The sequence below is a fragment of the Azospirillum sp. Sh1 genome, from assembly GCF_008365135.1.
GTDB classification, from domain to species: domain Bacteria; phylum Pseudomonadota; class Alphaproteobacteria; order Azospirillales; family Azospirillaceae; genus Azospirillum; species Azospirillum oryzae.
Map to the genome: position 1 here is coordinate 1 of NZ_VTTK01000042.1, position 17,054 is coordinate 17,054.

13 protein-coding genes are annotated in these 17,054 nt (G+C 67.9%); 5 read left to right on the forward strand and 8 right to left on the reverse strand.

All coding sequences use genetic code 11. The annotated features are described in order from the left end of the window. Together FZ029_RS33395 and FZ029_RS28175 are read left to right on the forward strand one after the other, a co-directional pair. Positions 1 to 185 (forward strand): hypothetical protein (locus FZ029_RS33395; protein ID WP_211104245.1); only part of this gene is annotated, 185 nt, incomplete at its 5' end. A gap of 419 nt (positions 186 to 604) precedes the next feature. Next, positions 605 to 2,302: a monovalent cation:proton antiporter-2 (CPA2) family protein gene (locus FZ029_RS28175; protein WP_149273017.1), complete on the forward strand. Its 1,698-nt coding sequence runs from the start codon at positions 605 to 607 to the stop codon at positions 2,300 to 2,302. 5 nt (positions 2,303 to 2,307) lie between these two features. On the opposite strand, the gene cysA is transcribed toward FZ029_RS28175, so the two are convergent. Genes cysA through FZ029_RS28195 form a run of 4 tightly spaced genes read right to left on the reverse strand, consistent with a single transcriptional unit; the run spans position 2,308 to position 6,164 of the window. Then, a complete protein-coding gene (cysA, locus tag FZ029_RS28180; protein WP_149273019.1) occupies positions 2,308 to 3,345 on the reverse strand; it encodes a sulfate ABC transporter ATP-binding protein in 1,038 nt (345 codons plus the stop codon). 28 nt (positions 3,346 to 3,373) lie between these two features. After that, positions 3,374 to 4,261, reverse strand: a complete 888-nt coding sequence (cysW, locus tag FZ029_RS28185; RefSeq protein WP_149273021.1) for a sulfate ABC transporter permease subunit CysW — start codon at positions 4,259 to 4,261, stop codon at positions 3,374 to 3,376. Continuing rightward, positions 4,251 to 5,153 carry a sulfate ABC transporter permease subunit CysT gene (gene cysT, locus FZ029_RS28190; RefSeq protein WP_149273023.1) on the reverse strand — a complete coding sequence of 301 codons (903 nt, stop codon included), beginning with the start codon at positions 5,151 to 5,153 and terminating at the stop codon, positions 4,251 to 4,253. The genes cysW and cysT overlap by 11 nt, the downstream gene beginning before the upstream one ends. A 3-nt stretch (positions 5,154 to 5,156) precedes the next feature. Continuing rightward, complete coding sequence (locus FZ029_RS28195) at positions 5,157 to 6,164, reverse strand: sulfate ABC transporter substrate-binding protein (RefSeq protein WP_149273025.1); 1,008 nt, start codon at positions 6,162 to 6,164, stop codon at positions 5,157 to 5,159. 536 nt (positions 6,165 to 6,700) lie between these two features. Here FZ029_RS28195 and FZ029_RS28200 point away from each other — a divergent pair. The 3 genes from FZ029_RS28200 (at position 6,701) to FZ029_RS28210 (ending at position 9,818) form a co-directional block, all read left to right on the forward strand. Then, a complete protein-coding gene (locus FZ029_RS28200; RefSeq protein WP_149273027.1) occupies positions 6,701 to 6,952 on the forward strand; it encodes a hypothetical protein in 252 nt (83 codons plus the stop codon). A gap of 61 nt (positions 6,953 to 7,013) precedes the next feature. After that, positions 7,014 to 8,573, forward strand: coding sequence for a glycosyltransferase (locus tag FZ029_RS28205; RefSeq protein WP_149273029.1), 1,560 nt, complete (start codon positions 7,014 to 7,016; stop codon positions 8,571 to 8,573). 3 nt (positions 8,574 to 8,576) lie between these two features. After that, positions 8,577 to 9,818, forward strand: a complete 1,242-nt coding sequence (locus tag FZ029_RS28210; protein WP_149273031.1) for a hypothetical protein — start codon at positions 8,577 to 8,579, stop codon at positions 9,816 to 9,818. Positions 9,819 to 9,824: 6 nt separating this feature from the next. On the opposite strand, the gene FZ029_RS28215 is transcribed toward FZ029_RS28210, so the two are convergent. The 4 genes from FZ029_RS28215 to FZ029_RS28230 form a co-directional block, all read right to left on the reverse strand. Further along, the gene (locus tag FZ029_RS28215) at positions 9,825 to 13,259 is read right to left on the reverse strand and encodes a DEAD/DEAH box helicase (protein ID WP_149273033.1); all 3,435 of its coding nucleotides are present in this window, start codon (positions 13,257 to 13,259) and stop codon (positions 9,825 to 9,827) included. Between the two features lie 138 nt (positions 13,260 to 13,397). Continuing rightward, complete coding sequence (locus FZ029_RS28220) at positions 13,398 to 14,192, reverse strand: hypothetical protein (protein ID WP_149273034.1); 795 nt, start codon at positions 14,190 to 14,192, stop codon at positions 13,398 to 13,400. A gap of 42 nt (positions 14,193 to 14,234) precedes the next feature. Next, on the reverse strand, positions 14,235 to 15,422 hold the full coding sequence (locus FZ029_RS28225; RefSeq protein ID WP_149273036.1) for a polysaccharide pyruvyl transferase family protein: 1,188 nt from the start codon (positions 15,420 to 15,422) through the stop codon (positions 14,235 to 14,237). Between the two features lie 197 nt (positions 15,423 to 15,619). Then, entirely contained in the window at positions 15,620 to 16,933 is a 1,314-nt protein-coding gene (locus FZ029_RS28230; RefSeq protein WP_149199406.1) for a glycosyltransferase family 4 protein, read from the reverse strand. Positions 16,934 to 17,054 lie beyond the last annotated feature (121 nt).

Here is a 17,054-nt window from a genome sequence, read left to right on the forward strand (position 1 = left end):
TACTGTTACAGTTTCTCTGCTCAAAAGATGCACAGACGATCCTCATTGTGCCGATCCCCTTCCGGAAACCCAACACCTCAAGGCCGCAACGGCTACCAACTGCCGCCGCCTGCGCATCCCTTCTCGACTTCACGATCTACAATGTCCAAGATCCAGCCCGATCACGACAGATCATCGACCGGTGAACCGGATCGATGCATCGTCAATTTGAGATCGGAGGAGCGCAAACCGACCGGTTTGCGCTGGCAGGCATCTTTTCTAGCTCTCTCAGCCGATCGGGTCAAGCCCTTTTTTTCGGCCTCTCCACCGAAGCGTCGGCGGAGCAATGAGCGGAAACGACCCTGCCCCAATCCATCGGGGCCTCGGCAATCGGCGTCTTCGCTTCCGCAAGGCCGCCGCCGGTCGAGGGCCGGGTATATACGCAGCCGATCGCGGCTCGTCCAGGACAAAATGCGACCGCCTTGCGATTTTGCGGTACCTCACCTGTCCCGAGATCGAAGCAGGCTGGCCAGCCGCGAAATGCGACCGTGCCGTGCCATCGCACTTGCGGGATAGGCGAGCGGGAGACGATACAGGGGCGCCCCTGCCCTTTCCCGATCCGGCCATGCACGACCCTACCCTTCTGCTCGACGTCCTGTTCCTGCTGCTGGCGGCGATCCTGGTGGTCCCGCTGTTTCAGGCCCTGCGCATTCCGGCGGTGCTGGGTTATCTTGTGGCGGGCGCGATGCTGGGTCCGCACACGCCGGGGCCTGTGGTCGATCTGGCGGTGCCCCAGGTGCTGTCGGAGTTCGGCGTCGTCTTCCTGCTGTTCGCCATCGGATTGGAATTGCCGGTCTCGCGCCTGCGCGCCATGCGGCATTACATCTTCGGGCTGGGGTTGATGCAGGTCGGGCTGACCAGCGCCGCCATCGGCCTTGCCGCCTGGTGGCTCGGGCTCTCGCCGGAAGCCGCCCTGATCGTCGGCGGCATGCTGGCTTTCTCCTCCACCGCCACGGTGCTGAAACTGCTGGTCGAGCGGGGAGAGACGGTCGCCCGCTTCGGCCGGATTTCCGTTGCGGTGCTGATCTTCCAGGATCTCGCGGTCGTTCCCCTGCTGACCCTGCTGCCGCTGCTGGCCGATCCGGATGCCAGCATTCCGCTGGCGCTGGCGCTTGCCGCGGCGAAGGCGGTGGCGGCGATCCTGGTCATCATGCTGCTGGGCCGCTTCGTCGTGCGGCCGGCTTATCGCTTCATCGCCTCCGCCGGCAACCCGGAGCTGTTCACCGCCACCAACCTGTTCGTTGTCCTGGCGGTCGGCTGGCTGACGGCCGAGGCCGGCATGTCGATGGCGCTGGGCGCCTTCCTGGCCGGCATGCTGCTGGCCGACACCGCCTATCGCCATCAGGTCGAGGCGGATATCGAGCCGTTCCGCGGGCTGCTGCTCGGGCTGTTCTTCATGACGGTGGGCATGTCGCTGGACCTGCCGGCCATGGCCGCCGAGGCGGAGACGATCGCAGCGCTGACCGCCGCTCTGCTGGTCGGCAAGAGCCTGCTGCTGTTCGTACTGTGCCGGCTGTCGGGGCTTGGGCTGGCGACCTCGCTCAGAATCGGATTGCTGCTGTCGCAGGGCGGCGAGTTCGCCTTCGTCCTGGTCGGCAAGGCGGTCGGCCTGTCGGTTCTGGACGGTCATACCGGCCTGCTGCTGTCCTCCTCGGTGGCGCTCAGCATGGCGGTGACGCCGGCGATCGGCGCGGTCGCCCAGCGCCTGGCCCAGCTGATCGAAGCGCGGATGGGGGCCGAGGCCTTCGGAATCGAGACCAGCGATCTGAAAAGCCATGTGCTGATCTGCGGCTATGGCCGCGTCGGCAAGGCGGTGGCCAGGCTGCTGACCGAGCACAACATCGCCTATGTGGCGCTGGACCTTGAGCCGCAGCGGATCGCCGCAGCCCGCCATGACGGGCTGCCGGTCTATTACGGCGACGCCAGCCAGGGCACCGTGCTGCGCGCCGCCGGGATCGAGCGGGCGCGGGCCGCCGTCATCACGCTGAACCGGCCGGATGCCGCCCACCGGGCGGTGGAGGCGATCCACGCGACGGCCCCGAAGCTGCCGATCATCGCCCGTGCCCATGATCTGGGGCAGAGCGCCACGCTGACGGGAGCCGGCGCCAGCGCCATCGTGCCGGAGACGATGGAGGCCAGCCTGCAATTGGCCGGCCTCGTCCTGCGCAGCGCCGGCGTCGATTCCGCCGCCATCGACCTCAGCCTGAAATCCTACCGGGACGGCAATTACCGCGCCCTGGCCGAGCAGAAGGTGGCTGAATAAAGGTCCTACCGCGCGAACACCCGCGCCCGGTCGATATGGACGGCACAGCGGTCACCGGCGACGATGCCGAGCGTGGCGAGGCGCTCGCGGTCCATCTCCGCTTCCAGCGCCAGACCGGCGAGGTCGATGTCGATGCGGGCGTCCGGGCCGACGACATGGATGCCGGAGATGCGCGCCGGACCACCGACGGCCGGTGTGACGCCGAGATCGTGCGGGCGAACATAGGCCACCGCCCGCCCCTGCACCCCGCCATCGGTCGCAATGGCGAGCGCGCCGTCGCCGACATGGGCGATGCCGCCTTCCACCGTGCAGTCGAGCCGGTTCACCTGCCCGAGGAATTCATAGACGAAGGCCGACGCGGGGTGATCGTAGACCTCCGCCGGGGTTCCGATCTGCTCGATCCGACCCTGGTTCATCACCACCACGCGGTCGGCCAGTTCAAGCGCCTCCTCCTGGTCGTGGGTGACGAAGACGGAGGTGACGTGGATGTCTTCGTGCAGCTTGCGCAGCCAGCGCCGCAGCTCCTTGCGGACCTTGGCGTCGAGCGCGCCGAAGGGCTCGTCGAGCAGCAGCACCTTCGGCTCGATGGCGAGTGCGCGGGCGAGCGCGACGCGCTGGCGCTGACCGCCCGACAGTTGCGCGGGATAACGACCGGCGAAGGGCGACAGTTGCACCAGATCCAGCAATTCGGTCACCCGCCGCCGGATCTCGGCCGAGCTTGGGCGCTGGCCGCGCGGCCGCACCTTCAGACCGAAGGCGACATTGTCGAAAACGGTCATGTGGCGGAACAGGGCGTAATGCTGAAAGACGAAGCCGACCTGCCGGTCGCGCGGCTTCAGCCCCAGCGCCTCCTCCCCATTCAGCAGCAGGCCGCCGGCGTCGGGGCTTTCAAGCCCGGCCATGATGCGCAGCAGCGTGGTCTTGCCCGAGCCGGAGGGACCGAGCAGGGCCAGAAGCTCCCCCGACCTCACTTCCAGATCGACGGAGTCGAGCGCGGTGAAATCGTTGAAGCGCTTGGTGATGCCTGAAACCTGGATCGCCATGGATTGCGTTTCCTCTGCCTGCCGGCGATCAGTGCCGGGTCGCCGCCAGCTCTTCCCCGAAGCGCCACTCCAGCGCGGTCTTCACGACCAGCGTGACCAGCGCCAGCATGGCCAGGAGCGAGGCGACCGCGAAGGCGGCGACGAAGTTGTATTCGTTGTAGAGAATCTCGACATGCAGCGGCATCGTGTTGGTCTCGCCCCGGATATGGCCGGAGACGACCGACACCGCGCCGAACTCGCCCATCGCGCGCGCGTTGCACAGCAGCACGCCGTAGAGCAGGCCCCACTTGATGTTGGGAATGGTCACCCGCCAGAAGGTCTGCCAGCCGGACGCGCCCAGCACCAGCGCGGCCTCCTCCTCGTCGGAGCCCTGTTCCTGCATCAGCGGGATCAGTTCGCGCGCCACGAAGGGGAAGGTGACGAAGATGGTGGCGAGCACCAATCCCGGCACGGCGAAGATGATCTGGATGCCCATGTCGCGCAGATAGGCACCGAACAGCCCGTTCATGCCGAACAGCAGGACATAGATCAGGCCCGAGATCACCGGCGACACCGAGAAAGGCAGGTCGATCAGCGTGATCAGCAGGTTCTTGCCGCGGAAATCGAACTTGGCGACGCACCAGGATGCGGCGACGCCGAACAGCAGGTTGGCCGGCACCGAGATGGCGGCGACGATCAGCGTCAATTCGATGGCGGCGACCGCGTCCGGTTCGGTCAGCGCCACCCAATAGGCGTCGAAGCCGTGGCGCAGAGCCTCCGCGAACACCGCCACCAGGGGCAGCAGCAGGAACAGCGCCAGGAACAGCAGGGCACCGCCGATCAGGAGAATGCGGACCCAGGCCGGCTCGGTCAGGGCCGACCGGGCCGGCGCCACCGCGATGGAGGCTGGGGCGGTCAAGCTTGTATCAGCGGGCATGGCGTGACCTCATCCATTGCTGGAGGAGATTGAGGATCAGGAGCATGACGAAGGACACCGCCAGCATCGCCGTGCCGACCGCGGCTGCCCCGGCATAATCGTACTGCTCCAGCTTGATGACGATCAGCAGCGGCAGGATTTCGGTCAGGCCCGGCATGTTCCCGGCGATGAAGATGACCGAGCCGTATTCACCGATACCGCGGGCGAAGGACAGTGCGAAGCCGGTCACCAGGGCCGGCATAATCGCCGGGACGATGACGCTGCCGAAGGTCTGCAGTCGCGACGCACCCAGCGAGGCCGCGGCCTCCTCCTCCTCCGGCGGCAGATCCTGGAGAATCGGCTGCACGGTGCGGACGACGAAGGGAAGCCCGATGAAGGTCAGCGCGATGGCGATGCCGAGCGGCGTGAAGGCGACCTTCATACCGAACAGCTCGTTCAACGGCTTGCCCAGCCAGCCGTTCGGGGCATAGAGCGCGCTGAGCGCGATGCCGGCCACCGCCGTCGGCAGGGCGAAGGGCAGATCGACCAGCGCATCCACCAACCGCTTGCCGGGGAAGTCGTAGCGCACCAGCACCCAGGCGACCAGGAAGCCGAAGATCGCATTGGTCAGCGCGGCGGCGAATGACAGCCCGAAACTGACCTCGAAGGCTGCCAGCACCCGCGGCGTCGTCACCGCCGACCAGAAACCGCTCCAGCCGAGACCGCTAGACCTGACGATCAGCGCCGCCAGCGGAACCAGCACGATGACGCTGAGATAGCTGACCGTGAAGCCCAGCGTCAGCCCGAAACCGGGAAGGACGCTGGGCTTCCGGAAGAGGGGAACGGGGGCGCGGACCGTCACCGCGTCCCCCTTTCCTGCCAGAGCGGTGTCGCTGTCGGCAGCGGCGACCATGGGTCAACGGCCCTTTTGGAAGATCTGGTCGAAGACACCACCGTCCGAGAAGTGCTTCTGCTGTGCGGCACGCCAACCCCCGAATTGGTCGATGGTAACCAGCTTAACATCGGCGAAGCGTCCCGCATACTGGGCCGCCAGTTCCGGCGACCGCGGACGGTAGAAGTTCTTGGCGGCGATCTCCTGTCCTTCGCGGGTGTAGAGGAACTGGAGATAAGCCTCCGCCACCTTGCGGGTTCCCTTGCGGTCGACGACCTTGTCGACGACGGCGACCGGCGGTTCGGCGAGGATCGACAGGCTGGGAACCACGATCTCGAACTTGTCGGCGCCGAATTCCTGCAGCGACAGAAACGCCTCGTTCTCCCAGGCCAGCAGGACGTCGCCGATTTCACGCTGGGTGAAGGTCACGGTGGCGCCGCGGGCGCCGCTGTCCAGAACCGGGACGTTCTTCAGCAGCTCCGCCACGAATTCCTTGGCCTTGGCCTCGTCGTTGCCGTTGGCCTGCATCGCGTAGGCCCAGGCCGCCAGATAGTTCCAGCGCGCGCCACCGGAGGTCTTCGGGTTGGGCGTGATGACCTGGACGCCCGGCTTCACGAGGTCGTTCCAGTCCTTGATCCCCTTCGGATTGCCCTTCTTCACCAGGAACACGATGGTCGAGGTGTAGGGGGAGCTGTTGTTCGGCAGGCGGCTCTGCCAGTCCTTCGGCAGCAGGCCGGCGTCGGCGATGGCGTCGATGTCATACCCAAGCGCCAGGGTCACGATGTCCGCGTCCAGCCCGTCGATGACCGAGCGGGCCTGCTTGCCCGATCCACCATGCGACTGACGCACGGTCAGGATCCGGCCGGTTTCCGCCTGCCAGGTCTTGGCAAAGGCCTTGTTGAACTCGACATAGAATTCCCTAGTGGGATCGTAGGACACGTTCAGCAGCGTATCCTTGGAATCCGCGGCGGCGACACCCAACCAGGCCACCGTCAGGCCGGCGGCGAGAAGAGTGAGACGACGAAGCGACATGGCAGGGACCTCCTTCGGTGGCTGCCGATTTCCACTATATTCTTTCGTGGTATATCCGGCGCTTTTTCTATCACTCTCGTAGAGTTTGCATGCGGAAAGCGTGCTTGGGAAGCGGTTTTTTGCGTTCGGCTGCGGGAAAACCGCGCGCGGTCATCAACCCGTTGGCGTTACGGCGAAAAGTGGCTGAGGGAACTCCGTTCGGCATGGCGCGGTCATTCTCGTGCCGGACGGGGGATCATGATCGGAACCGGCAACTTTGCCGGTCTTGCCCTGTTGAGTACCGAAATCGACACTGTCAGGAGCAAACACGATGGCTGGCCCTTTCCGGAAAGTGGGCACTGAACTCCCGAAGGCCGGCACCTCTCGGGGCATGGGGCGCCCCGCCATGTGGAGCATTCTGGGTATCCTTGCCGTACTGGCCCTGCTGCTGCTGTTCTTCCCGACCTGGTAACGGCGGCCGGCGGCGATCCCGGTCTGCGGCGATCTGGAGGTTTGCGAGGACCCGCGCCTCCGGATCGCAAGGCTGAGATGCCGCCTTGCTGGTGGACCCGCAGGCTGCCTACGCCATCGTGGACGAAGGGCAGGGGCTGTCGGGCAGTTCCTTCGGCGCCGCCGCCGACTGGCTGGATCGGCTATTGGATCTTCGCGGCTGGCAGCGACCCGCCGGCGGCCGGCGAACACCGCCGGTACGAGGAGCGGCAACGGCGATATTGTTTGCCGCCGAAGGGCGCGGGATGATTGCATTGACACCCGGCGGCGTCACTCCTATGGGTGGAAACGGATGCTGACCGTGTCCCGCCCGTCGAGGCGCCGCCGGCGGTCATCGTGCCAACCGGGACCGTTCGAACGATGCATGCCTCCGACTTCCACGCCGCGACGATGACCGACCTGATCGCCCGGCTGCACGGTCCGGCCGGGACCGGGGAAGCTTTGAAGGCGATTTCGGAAAGCTGCGAAGCTGCGAGGGCGACAGGACTGGGCAGCGATGCCGGGGCGATGGACGCGCTGGACGCCGCGACCATCGGCCTGGACCCGATCCTGCGGGAATCGGCGCTGGCCGCCGTGTCCGGCGACCTGCGGCGATACCTGCACATCCTGGACATGCTGGACAATGTGCTGGATCTGGCGTCGCTGGAGGGGATCAACCAGATCTACTGGTCCATGCAGCGCCAGCTTTTCCTGATGCGCATGGATATGGCGTCCGTACCCGATTTCGTCGCGGAGCACCTGTTTGCCTTCTACGAACGCTTTCTGCGGCAGATCGCGTTGCGTCTGGGGCTGACCCCGGCGGCAAGGCAGGCGGGGATGCCCGATACCGGGCGGGTCGTCATCGTGACGAACCAATTCCTTTCGGCCGAACACCAGCCGTCGCGCGACCTGCTGCTGCTGGCGGTCCGGCTTCAGCGCGACCTTGGCCGGACGGTCCTGGTGCTCAACACCAACATGATGCCGGACCGCTATTACAGCCCGTTCGTCCCGCCTTTCGCCGCCGCGCTGGAAGAGAGGCTGTCGGGGGAGCAGACGATCCGCTGCGGCGGCGAGCGGATCCGAATGCTGTCGTCCACCGCGCCCGGCATCACCGCGGAGAAGCTGGGCTGTTTCCTGTCGGCGGTGGAGGCGTTCGACCCCGATCTGGCGATCGCCTTCGGCGGCTCGGTGATCGTCGCCGACCTGCTGGAATGCGCGCGTCCGCTGATGTGCATCCCGACGACCAGCGGGCGGATCGTCTCGCTTGCCGACATCGTGCTGGATTTCGGCGGCCACGCGCCGCCGGCCGGCGACGGGCGGCTTGCCCGGTCCTGGCGTCCGTCGCGCTTCGGCCTGTCGCTGCGCCGCACGGGGGACACCGCCACGCGCGCCGAGTTCTCTCTGCCGGACTCCGCGTTCGTCTGCGTCGTGGTCGGCAACCGCCTGGATGCCGAGGCCGACGGCGCGTTCCTGGACCTGCTGGGGCGGATCCTGGACGCCGTGCCGCAGGCGCTGGTGCTGTTCGCCGGCGGGGTGGAGACTTTGCCCGGACGGCTGGCTGCGGACGGACATGCCGGGCAACTCCGCAGCCTCGGCCATGTCGCCCGGATGGAGGCGCTGATGTCGGTCTGCGACCTGTTCGTCAATCCGCGCCGCACCGGCGGCGGAGCGGGGGCGGCGCAGGCGATGGCAGGCGGCGTGCCGGTGCTGTCCTTCGACGGTGGAGACGTCGCCAGCGTGGCCGGTCCGTCCTTCCTGGTTGCCGACGACGCGGCTTTCGTCGCCCGCGCCGCCGCCCTGGCTGGCGATCCGGCGCTGCTGGCCGAAGCGCGGACGGAGGCCCGCGCCCGCATCGCCGCGGTGGAGCGGGAGGGCGCCGACAATGCACAGCTCTCCGCCTACATGGCCGAGGCTGCCGGCCTGTTCGCAGCGCGGAGATAGTGCATGCGCTTCCTGCTTTGCGGACAGGGAACGTCGGAAATCCTGTGGTCCATCAATGCGGCCCTGGTCGATCTGGGGCACGAGTCCGTGCTGGCGCTGCCCGACATCTCGCAGGATGTGATCGACCGCCGCATCGACGTCCTGTTCGTGCTGAACCTGTTCGAGATTCCCAGGCCGACGGTGGAGATGCTGCGCGCCTACATCGCGCAGTTCGGTGGCCAACCGGGCAAGGGGCCGGCCATCGTCCACATCTGCCTGAAGCACCCGCTGGAGGAGATCGGCGCCGGCACGGCGGAGCAGATCCGCGATGCCGACCGCTGGATGGCCGACAACGACGTTTCCATGTGGTGCATGTGCCAGGGTTCGGCGGCGCAGGCCGTCCGCCTGGGGCTGAGCCGGGTCTTCCACGAGCCGCTGGGGGTTCATCGCACGATCTGCACCGCTCCGGCAGCGGACGGAACGGTGGACCTCTACAAGCGCTGGATGGCGCAGGACACGCCCGGACTGCGGCGCCACCCCTATGCCGCGATGAAGGGGCAATCGGATGCCGGGGCCGACGCCGAAGCGTCGGCGCGCGACCGTTTCCTCTATCTGGGACAGGGCTGGCCGGAGCATCTGGAGTCCGGGCGCGACCCGGTTCCCCCGGCTATCCAACGCAATGCTGAGGCGGTGGCCGCGGCGATGATGGAGCGGCCGATGCTGCACCGGCTGCAGGCCATGGATTCCTGTGGTCTGGCGGACCGGTCAGCGGATCCGGCCTGGACCCTTGAGTTCAATCGGGCCTTCACCATCGCCTTCGCGGTGGAGAACCGGCGCCGCTTCGCCACGGCGTTGCGCCGTGGCCTCGGCGATGGATTCTCGCTGTGGGGCAATGGTTGGGAGCGGTTCGGCCTCAAATCCGGCCCGGTTTCGGCGGCACCGCGCAACGCCTATCCCACCGCGGCGGCCTGCCTGGATTTCGGCAGCCTCGCCTACGACACGGCGATCTTCCCGAGGACGCTGGAGATCGTCAAACGGAATGGGCTGCTGGTGAGCTGGCGCCATGCCGACACCGCCCGACTGTTCGGACAGCACGAGACCGAGCTGACCTTCACCGGCGAGGACGACGCGGTGCGCCTGCTCTCCGCGCTGGCCGGCGACGCCGACCGCCGCGCGAGGCTGCGGTCGGCGTATCTGGAATATTGCTTCGACACCCTGGCGCTGACCGCCATCCTGCCACGGGTCATCGCACGCGCCTGCAACTGACCGGACCTATCCCCGCTTTCGCCGTTGCGCCTTGCGGACGATCGCCTCGATGCAGTCGAGCACGCGGGCGGCGTTGGCAATCCGGCCATCGGCGTCCGGCGCCTCCAGCGCGGCGGACAGCCGGTCGTCCTGGGCACGCAGAAAGCCCTTGGAGCGCTTTGCCACTGTCACGGCCTTTGCCGCGGCGCGCTCGCCCCGCAAGGTCACCGCCACGCCCGCCGGGCCGCAGCCGAGCGACGCGATGCCCAACGCCCGGCAACGGCACCGCAGATCGGCGATGGCCAGCAGCCGCTCCACCGGATCCGGCGGTGTGCCGAAGCGGTCCTCCATCTCCTCGCGCAGGGCGTCAAGCTCGCCCGCCTCGCGGGTGCGGGCGATGCGGCGGTGCAGGCCGATGCGCAGCTCCTCCTCCGGGATGTAGGCGGACGGGATGCAATGCGGCACCGCGACCGTCACCTCCGGGTCCCAGCGGTCGTCGGACTGGCGGCGCAGTGCCCGCAGGGCATCGGCCAGGATGCGCTGGTAGAGTTCGGTCCCCACGGCACGCAAATGGCCGCTCTGGTCCTCGCCCAGCAGGTCGCCCGCCCCACGCTGGTCGAGGTCGAGCATGCTCAGCACGAAGCCGCCGCCCAGGCTCTCGATCACCTCCAGCGAGCCGAGCCGGCGCGCCGCCCGCTCCTCCAGCGGATGGTCGGGGTCTGTCAACAGATAGGCGTAGCCCTGCACCGCACCCCGCCCGACCCGGCCGCGCAGCTGGTGCAGCTGGCCCAGCCCGAACAGGTCGGGGCGGAACAGCAGCAGCGTGTTGGCGCGCGGGATGTCGATGCCGGATTCGATGATCGGCGTCGCCAGCAGGATGTCGCTTTCGCCGTCGACGAAGCCCATCACCGCATCGTCCAGCGCCGCCGCGCCCAGCCGGCCATGCGCGACCGCGATCCGGGCCGACGGCACCAGCCCGCGGATCCATGCCTCCAATTCACCGAGGTCGGCGATGCGCGGAGCGACGCAGAAGGCCTGCCCGCCGCGCCCCAGTTCGCGCAGCAGGGCGGCGCGGGCGGTGGCCGGGTCGCGCGGAGTGACGGCGGTGCGCACCGGCCGGCGGCGGGCCGGCGGCGTGTCGATGATGCTGAGCCCGCGCAGCCCCGCCAGGGCGCCCTGCAGCGTGCGCGGGATCGGCGTGGCGCTGAGCGCCAGACTGTGGACGCCCTTGGTGCGCCGCTTCAGCGCCTGCTTCTGGGCGGCGCCGAAGCGCTGTTCCTCATCCACCACCATCAGGCCGAGGCGGTCGAACCGGATATCCTTGGACAGCAGCGCATGCGTGCCGATGACGATGTCCACCGATCCGTCGGCCAGCCCGGCGCGCACGCGGTCGGCCTCGGGCTTGGTCATGGCGCCGGTCAGCGGCTCCACCGTCACGCCAAAGCCGGCGAAGCGGCGTCGGAACACATCCAGATGCTGGCGGGCGAGGACGGAAGTCGGTGCCATCACCGCCACCTGATGGCCGGCAAACGCCACCGCCGCCGCCGCGCGCAAGGCCACCTCCGTCTTGCCATAGCCGACGTCGGCGCAGACCAGATGGTCCATCGGATGCCCCCGGCGCATGGCGTCCAGCACGGCATGAACGGCGCGCCGCTGTCCTTCGGTGGGATCGAAGCCGAAACGGGCACCGAAGCGGCGCATGCGGTCGGCCGGCGGGTCGATGACCGGGGCCACTTCGCGGGCGCGGCGGCGGGCCTCGCGCAGGATGCCCTTGGCGGTCTCGGCGATCTCCGCCTCCAGCACGGCCCGGCGTTCCAGCCAATGGGCGTTCTTCAGGCTATCGAGCCTGGCGCCGGTGTCGGCGGATCCATGGCGCCACAGCCGGTCGAAATCGGCCGTCGGCACCAGCAGCCGGTCGTCATGGGCGTAGTCCAACACCAGGAAATCCGCCGTCGAATCCTCATCATCGCCGGACGCGATGGTCTCCAGCCCGATCAGCCGGCCGATGCCATAGTCGAGATGCACGACGAAGTCGCCGGTCGCCAGTTCCGACGGGGCCAGCGGCGGCCGGGCCGGGGCCTCGCCGCCGCGCTCCTCGCCGTGGCGCGGCGCCGCCAGAACGGTCATGCCGTCGCAGACGAAGCCGTCGGTGGTCCGCAGCGGCAGCACGGCGCAGTCGCCTGCCGCCAGAGGCGGGTCGGGCCAACGGTCCAGATGCGGCACAGGGCGGCCCAATGCCGAAGACGCCCGTTCGGCCAGCCGGTCGGCCTCGCCCGCACCACCGCCGGAACGGGCGGCGAGCAGTACGGCCCTGCCCTCCCCGGCCAGGGTCGCCGCGCGCCGCAGCAGCGTTCGTTCGGTCCGTATCGGCTCCATGGTGGGACCGGCCTTCACCTCCACCGACAGCACGGAGCGGGTGGCCAGCTTCTCCTCCAGCATGTCGGCGTCGATCAGCCGGCGCTCCAGTGCCGGGACCGGCAGCAGGCAGGGATCACCGCGGCGGATGCGCCGGTCCGGCCCGGCATTGGTCAGATTGTCGGCGGCCAGATCGTCGGCCCGTGCCTCGATACGATCGCGCGCGCCGGCATCCAGCACGACCAAAGCATCCGGCAGCAGGTCGAGCAGCAGCGGGCAATCGTCGAAGACGTTGGGAAGCTGAAGGTCGAAGCCGTAGGGGCGACGGCCCTCCTCCAACTGCCGCCGCAGACCGTCCGGCAGGGTGGACCCAAGTCCGGCGAGGCTTGCCGCCAGCCGGTCGAGCATCTCCGCCCCGACGATCAGGTCGCTGACCGGGCCCAGCGTGATCCCGTCGATCGACGTCACCGACCTCTGGGAAACCGGATCATACAGGCGCAGTTCGCGCACGATGCCGTCGGCGATGTCGCAACGGACGGGGCGGTCGCAGTCGCCGGGGAAGACCTCCACCACCGAGCCGCGGATCGCGACCTCGCCGGGCTCGTCCACCCGGTCGTCCAGCACATAGCCGGTCCGGGCGAACCAGCCGCGCCACGCCGTCTCGTCATACGCCATGCCCCGCGTCAGGCGGAAGCGTCCCCCCGCCCAGGCGTCCGACGGCGGCAGCCGCTGCAAGGCCAGATCGGCCGAGGCCACGACCAGCCGGCCGGCGTCGGGCCTCCCCCCTTCGGCAAGCCGCATCAGGCCGGCGGCGCGACGCCCCAGCACGGCCCGCGACGGCGCGGCACGGTCACCGGCCGCCGTCTCGTCGATGGGCAGCAGGACGACATCGAGGTCAGGGAACAGGTCGCCCGCCAGTCGCGCCAGCCGGGTGGCTCGGGAATCGCTGCGGGCAAGCAGCAGGACGCCGCCGGGCCGGCGGGCGAGTGCCGCCAGCCGAACGGCCAGTTCGCCTTCGCTCTGCACGGAAACCATGGCGGGGGACGACGCCGCAACCGGGGGCGGCGCGTCGGGCGACGGATCGGCGACGGGAACTCCGTCAAGCATGATGGGCGTACATGGTGGGCAGGCTCCGGTCGTTGGCACCGCACGCCCCTCGGGAAAAGGGACGGCGGAGCTGCGGAGGTTCAACACCGCCGGGACACCCGCGGTTGCCTACCCTTCAGTCTAGCGGAACCTTCCGGTTCAGTGCAGCACCAGCCATCCGACCAACACCGCCAGGAAGGCGCCGGCCGTCGACCCCAGCACCGTCAGCAGCGGCGACCAGCCCGCTCCGTCCGTCTTTTCCGCCGATGCGCTGTCCAGGCCGCGCAGGCTCTGGTCCATCCGCATCAGGAATACCTCCAGCCCGCCGACCCGCTCCGTCAGTTCGCGCAGGGAGTCGGCCAGAGCGTCCGACCGCTCGCCCTGTGCGGCTTCCAGGCGGGAGGCGTCGGCGCGCAGGGCCGTCACCCCCTCGCCCGCATCGCGCAGCAGGCGGCCGATGGTCTGCTGGGCGGCGGCAAGCTGGCGCTGGTCGCGGCGGAGCGCGTCGATCCGCTCGCCGATGCGCTGCAGATGCGGCGCCAGCAGTCGGTCGAGCCGCTGGTCCTCCGGGTTCGGCTGGGCAAAGGTCGCCGTCTCGCCGGTGGATGGCGACCGCACCACCGCCACCACCCGCGAGGGATCGGCGCCTTCCGGCAGGGTCACCTCCGCTTCGAAGGCATGGGCACCGTCGCCGATGCCGCCGCCGGCCAGATCGGGCCGCGGCCGGTCGGCCGCCACCCGCGCCAGGGTTTCCGGCGGTCCGCCGTCCCGCTCCAGCCGCAGTTCAACCTCCAGCCGGTCGGCCGGATGGTTGCCGTCCCAGGCCCAGCCGAACACCCGGCCACCCTGCAGAGCGTCGATATGACCGACGATGGCCGCCGCTTGCGGTGCGTCGATGGGATCGGCCACGGGGGTGGTCTCGCACAGTTCGACAATCTTGGCGGTGGCGGACATGGGACCGGCTTCCGGTTGTTGTGCTGGAGAGGGCGCTTGCGCTTACGCTGCCTTGCGGTCGGTGGCGCGTCGCAGAGTGTGGCTGGGCATGCGGTGGGGCACGTAGTTCTCGTCCAGGAACTCCCGCATGTCGCGATAGCGCTGGTAGTAGGTGCGGTTGAACTTCTCGAACAGGCTCTGGTCCCAATATTCCTCAAGGACGAAGGGCTTGTCCGAATAGACGTTGTAGCAGGGGATCGCGAAGGTTTCCGCGAACTCCGCCGTACGGCTGTCATAGCTGAAGTAAACCGACGGCGTGGCGTTCGACAGGGCCATCAGGTTGCCGTGCAGGCGATAGCCGAGCACGAGATCCTTCGACCGCACCAGATTCTCATAGTCGGCGACGACGTCAGAATACCACAGGCGCTCGCGGTACAGCGCGTCCATCTCGTCGTCGAAATACCACTGCTTCAGCCAGGCACTGTCATGCAGATGGGCCCAGGCCTCCGCCTTCTGCTCCTCGGTGCCCCACAGCAGCTTCTTTTCCTCCACCTCGCCCTGCATCATCAGGACGGTGTCGAAGCGGCGGGAGATGTCCTTCACGAAGTCGCGGTGGCGCTCCAGATACTTCCGCACATCCGGCGAATAATGCTTGGAGACCTCGCGGCGCATGGTGATGCCGACCTTGCGCACGCTGTTCAGATCCGGCAGGTCGATGCGCAGTTCCGGGTCGCGGTTGCGGAAGGCGGTCGGGCAGCCGACGATGCGGGTGTTCTTGATGCCCAGATCCCACAGCACTTCGGCGGTGTAGGTGCCGCGCACGCCCAGCGTCGTCGACTTGTCGGCGATCATCCGCCAGATGCGCTTGCTTTCCTCGGTCAGCGTCAGCTTGCCGGTGGCGGGCGCCTGGGCACCGACGCCGAAGGCGATGACGGGGATGCGCAGCTTCGAGAGCACCTGGATGGTCGCCGCCGGCCAGTCCATCGAATCGTGGATGTAGTTGCTGCCGCGCAGGAAGACATAATCGTATTCCGCGTTGATCCGGTCGACCACCTCCTGGCGGAACTCGCGGATCTCCAGCACATCCAGCTTGTCATAGGTCAGCAGCTTCAACGAGGAGTCGAAGACGAACGCGTCACCGATGTTGTGGTAGTGATCGATACTGCGCTGGATGTCCTGGTAGCTGTACCAACGCACGCAGTCGTGATCATAGACTTCGCCCGACGGAATCATGACGAGAATGTTGGCCACGGCGGCTCTCCCTGGGTTGGGCGACAATAGGGGCGGATGATGCCCGGATCACCGCCGGGCTAAATCGAATCTTCACACAGGACATGCGATACAAGTCCTGCGATTTTCGATCCAACATTACCAATTTTTTCTACGATATGCGCAACCAAATCTTCTGGATATTCGAAAATATCACAGCGCATTCCAACATTCCCTTATCACGCCCGCTGCGCCACCGCGCGCTCTGGCATCGACGGCGCGGCGCCGCTGGCGGCCAGCAGCGCGTCGAACACCTCCGAGTGCTGGCGCGCGCACTCGGCGCGGTCGATGGGGCGGCGAATGCGCAGGCGCAGGCGGTCCCACAGGTCGGGCGTGGTCAGCGCCTCCGTCATGCGGTCCACCAGATCCTCGACGCTGCCGTTGCGGAAATGCAGGCCGTCGACGCCGTGGGTCACCTTCTCCGCCATGCCACCGATGTTGCTGGCGATGATCGGGCGGCCGTGCAGGAAGGCCTCCTGGATGACGACAGGCGAGTTCTCCCACCAGATCGACGGGATGATCATCCAGTCGACGTCCTTCATCAGGCCCGGCAGTTCGGCCGAGCGGTAGCTGCCGTAGAAGCGCACCCGGTCGCCGGCCTTCTCCACCGCATCGTTGAAGCGCTTCTGATAGGCTTCCGGCTGGCGTTCCAGGTTGCCGCCGAAGATCATCAGCGCACCGTCCTCGCCCCAGGCCTTGTCGGAGATGCGCGACACCGCCTCCACCAGCAGATGGGCGCCCTTGAACTCGGTCAGCTGACCGAAGAAGGCGAAGCGGTTGCGCTTGCCGGCGCGGGTGACCGGACGCGGCGGGGCGATGCCCTCGATGGTCAGGCCGTTCTCGATCATGCGGAACTTCTCGCGCGGCAGACCCCAGTCGACATAGCGGTCGATCAGGAAGTTCGACGGGCTGATGTAGAAGTCGGCCTGCTCCAGGAACGTCTTCAGAAACAGCTCGCGCTTGAAGAACTCCGCCTCGCCGATGTGCGGGAAGCAGCCGGCGCAGTCGGCCGGGCTGGCGCGGTAGCACAGCGCGTTGCGGCTGGTCTTCACCATCTGGCCGTGATGGTGGCAGATCGACAGGTACTCGTGCAGCGTCACCACGATGGGCACGCGCGGCAAGGCTTGGCGCACCGCCTGGATCGTCTCGATCCCGAGGCCCAGGAAATGGTGGAAGTTCACCACGTCGGGCTGAAGGTCGCGGACGTAGCGGACGAAGTCCTTTTCCAGCCCCGGCAGGTTGCGGTTGGACAGGCGGAAATGGTCGTAGTCGTTGGCGTAATACAGCACCTCCCGCTCCTTCTGGCGCAGAGCCATCAGGGCGGAGCCGCGATGCTGGGCGATGGGCGGCGCCACGCGGGCCAGATAGTGGCTTTCCCAGCCCGGCAGGTCGTGCAGGCCGTTGTGCAGGTTGTAGGAGGCGACCTCACCCCCGCCCAGCGAGAAGGAGGGGTGGCCATGGCTGATGATCAGCGCGCGCTTGGTCTTGCTCATCGTGTGACCGTCTGTCCTAAGCGGGGGTGGTGAAGTGGTTGTGTCGCTTGCCCGCTGTTGCCCCCTCCCCATCCCTCCCCCGCTCCGCGGGAGAGGGGGCAGGACGCTTGCTGGGCTTCTG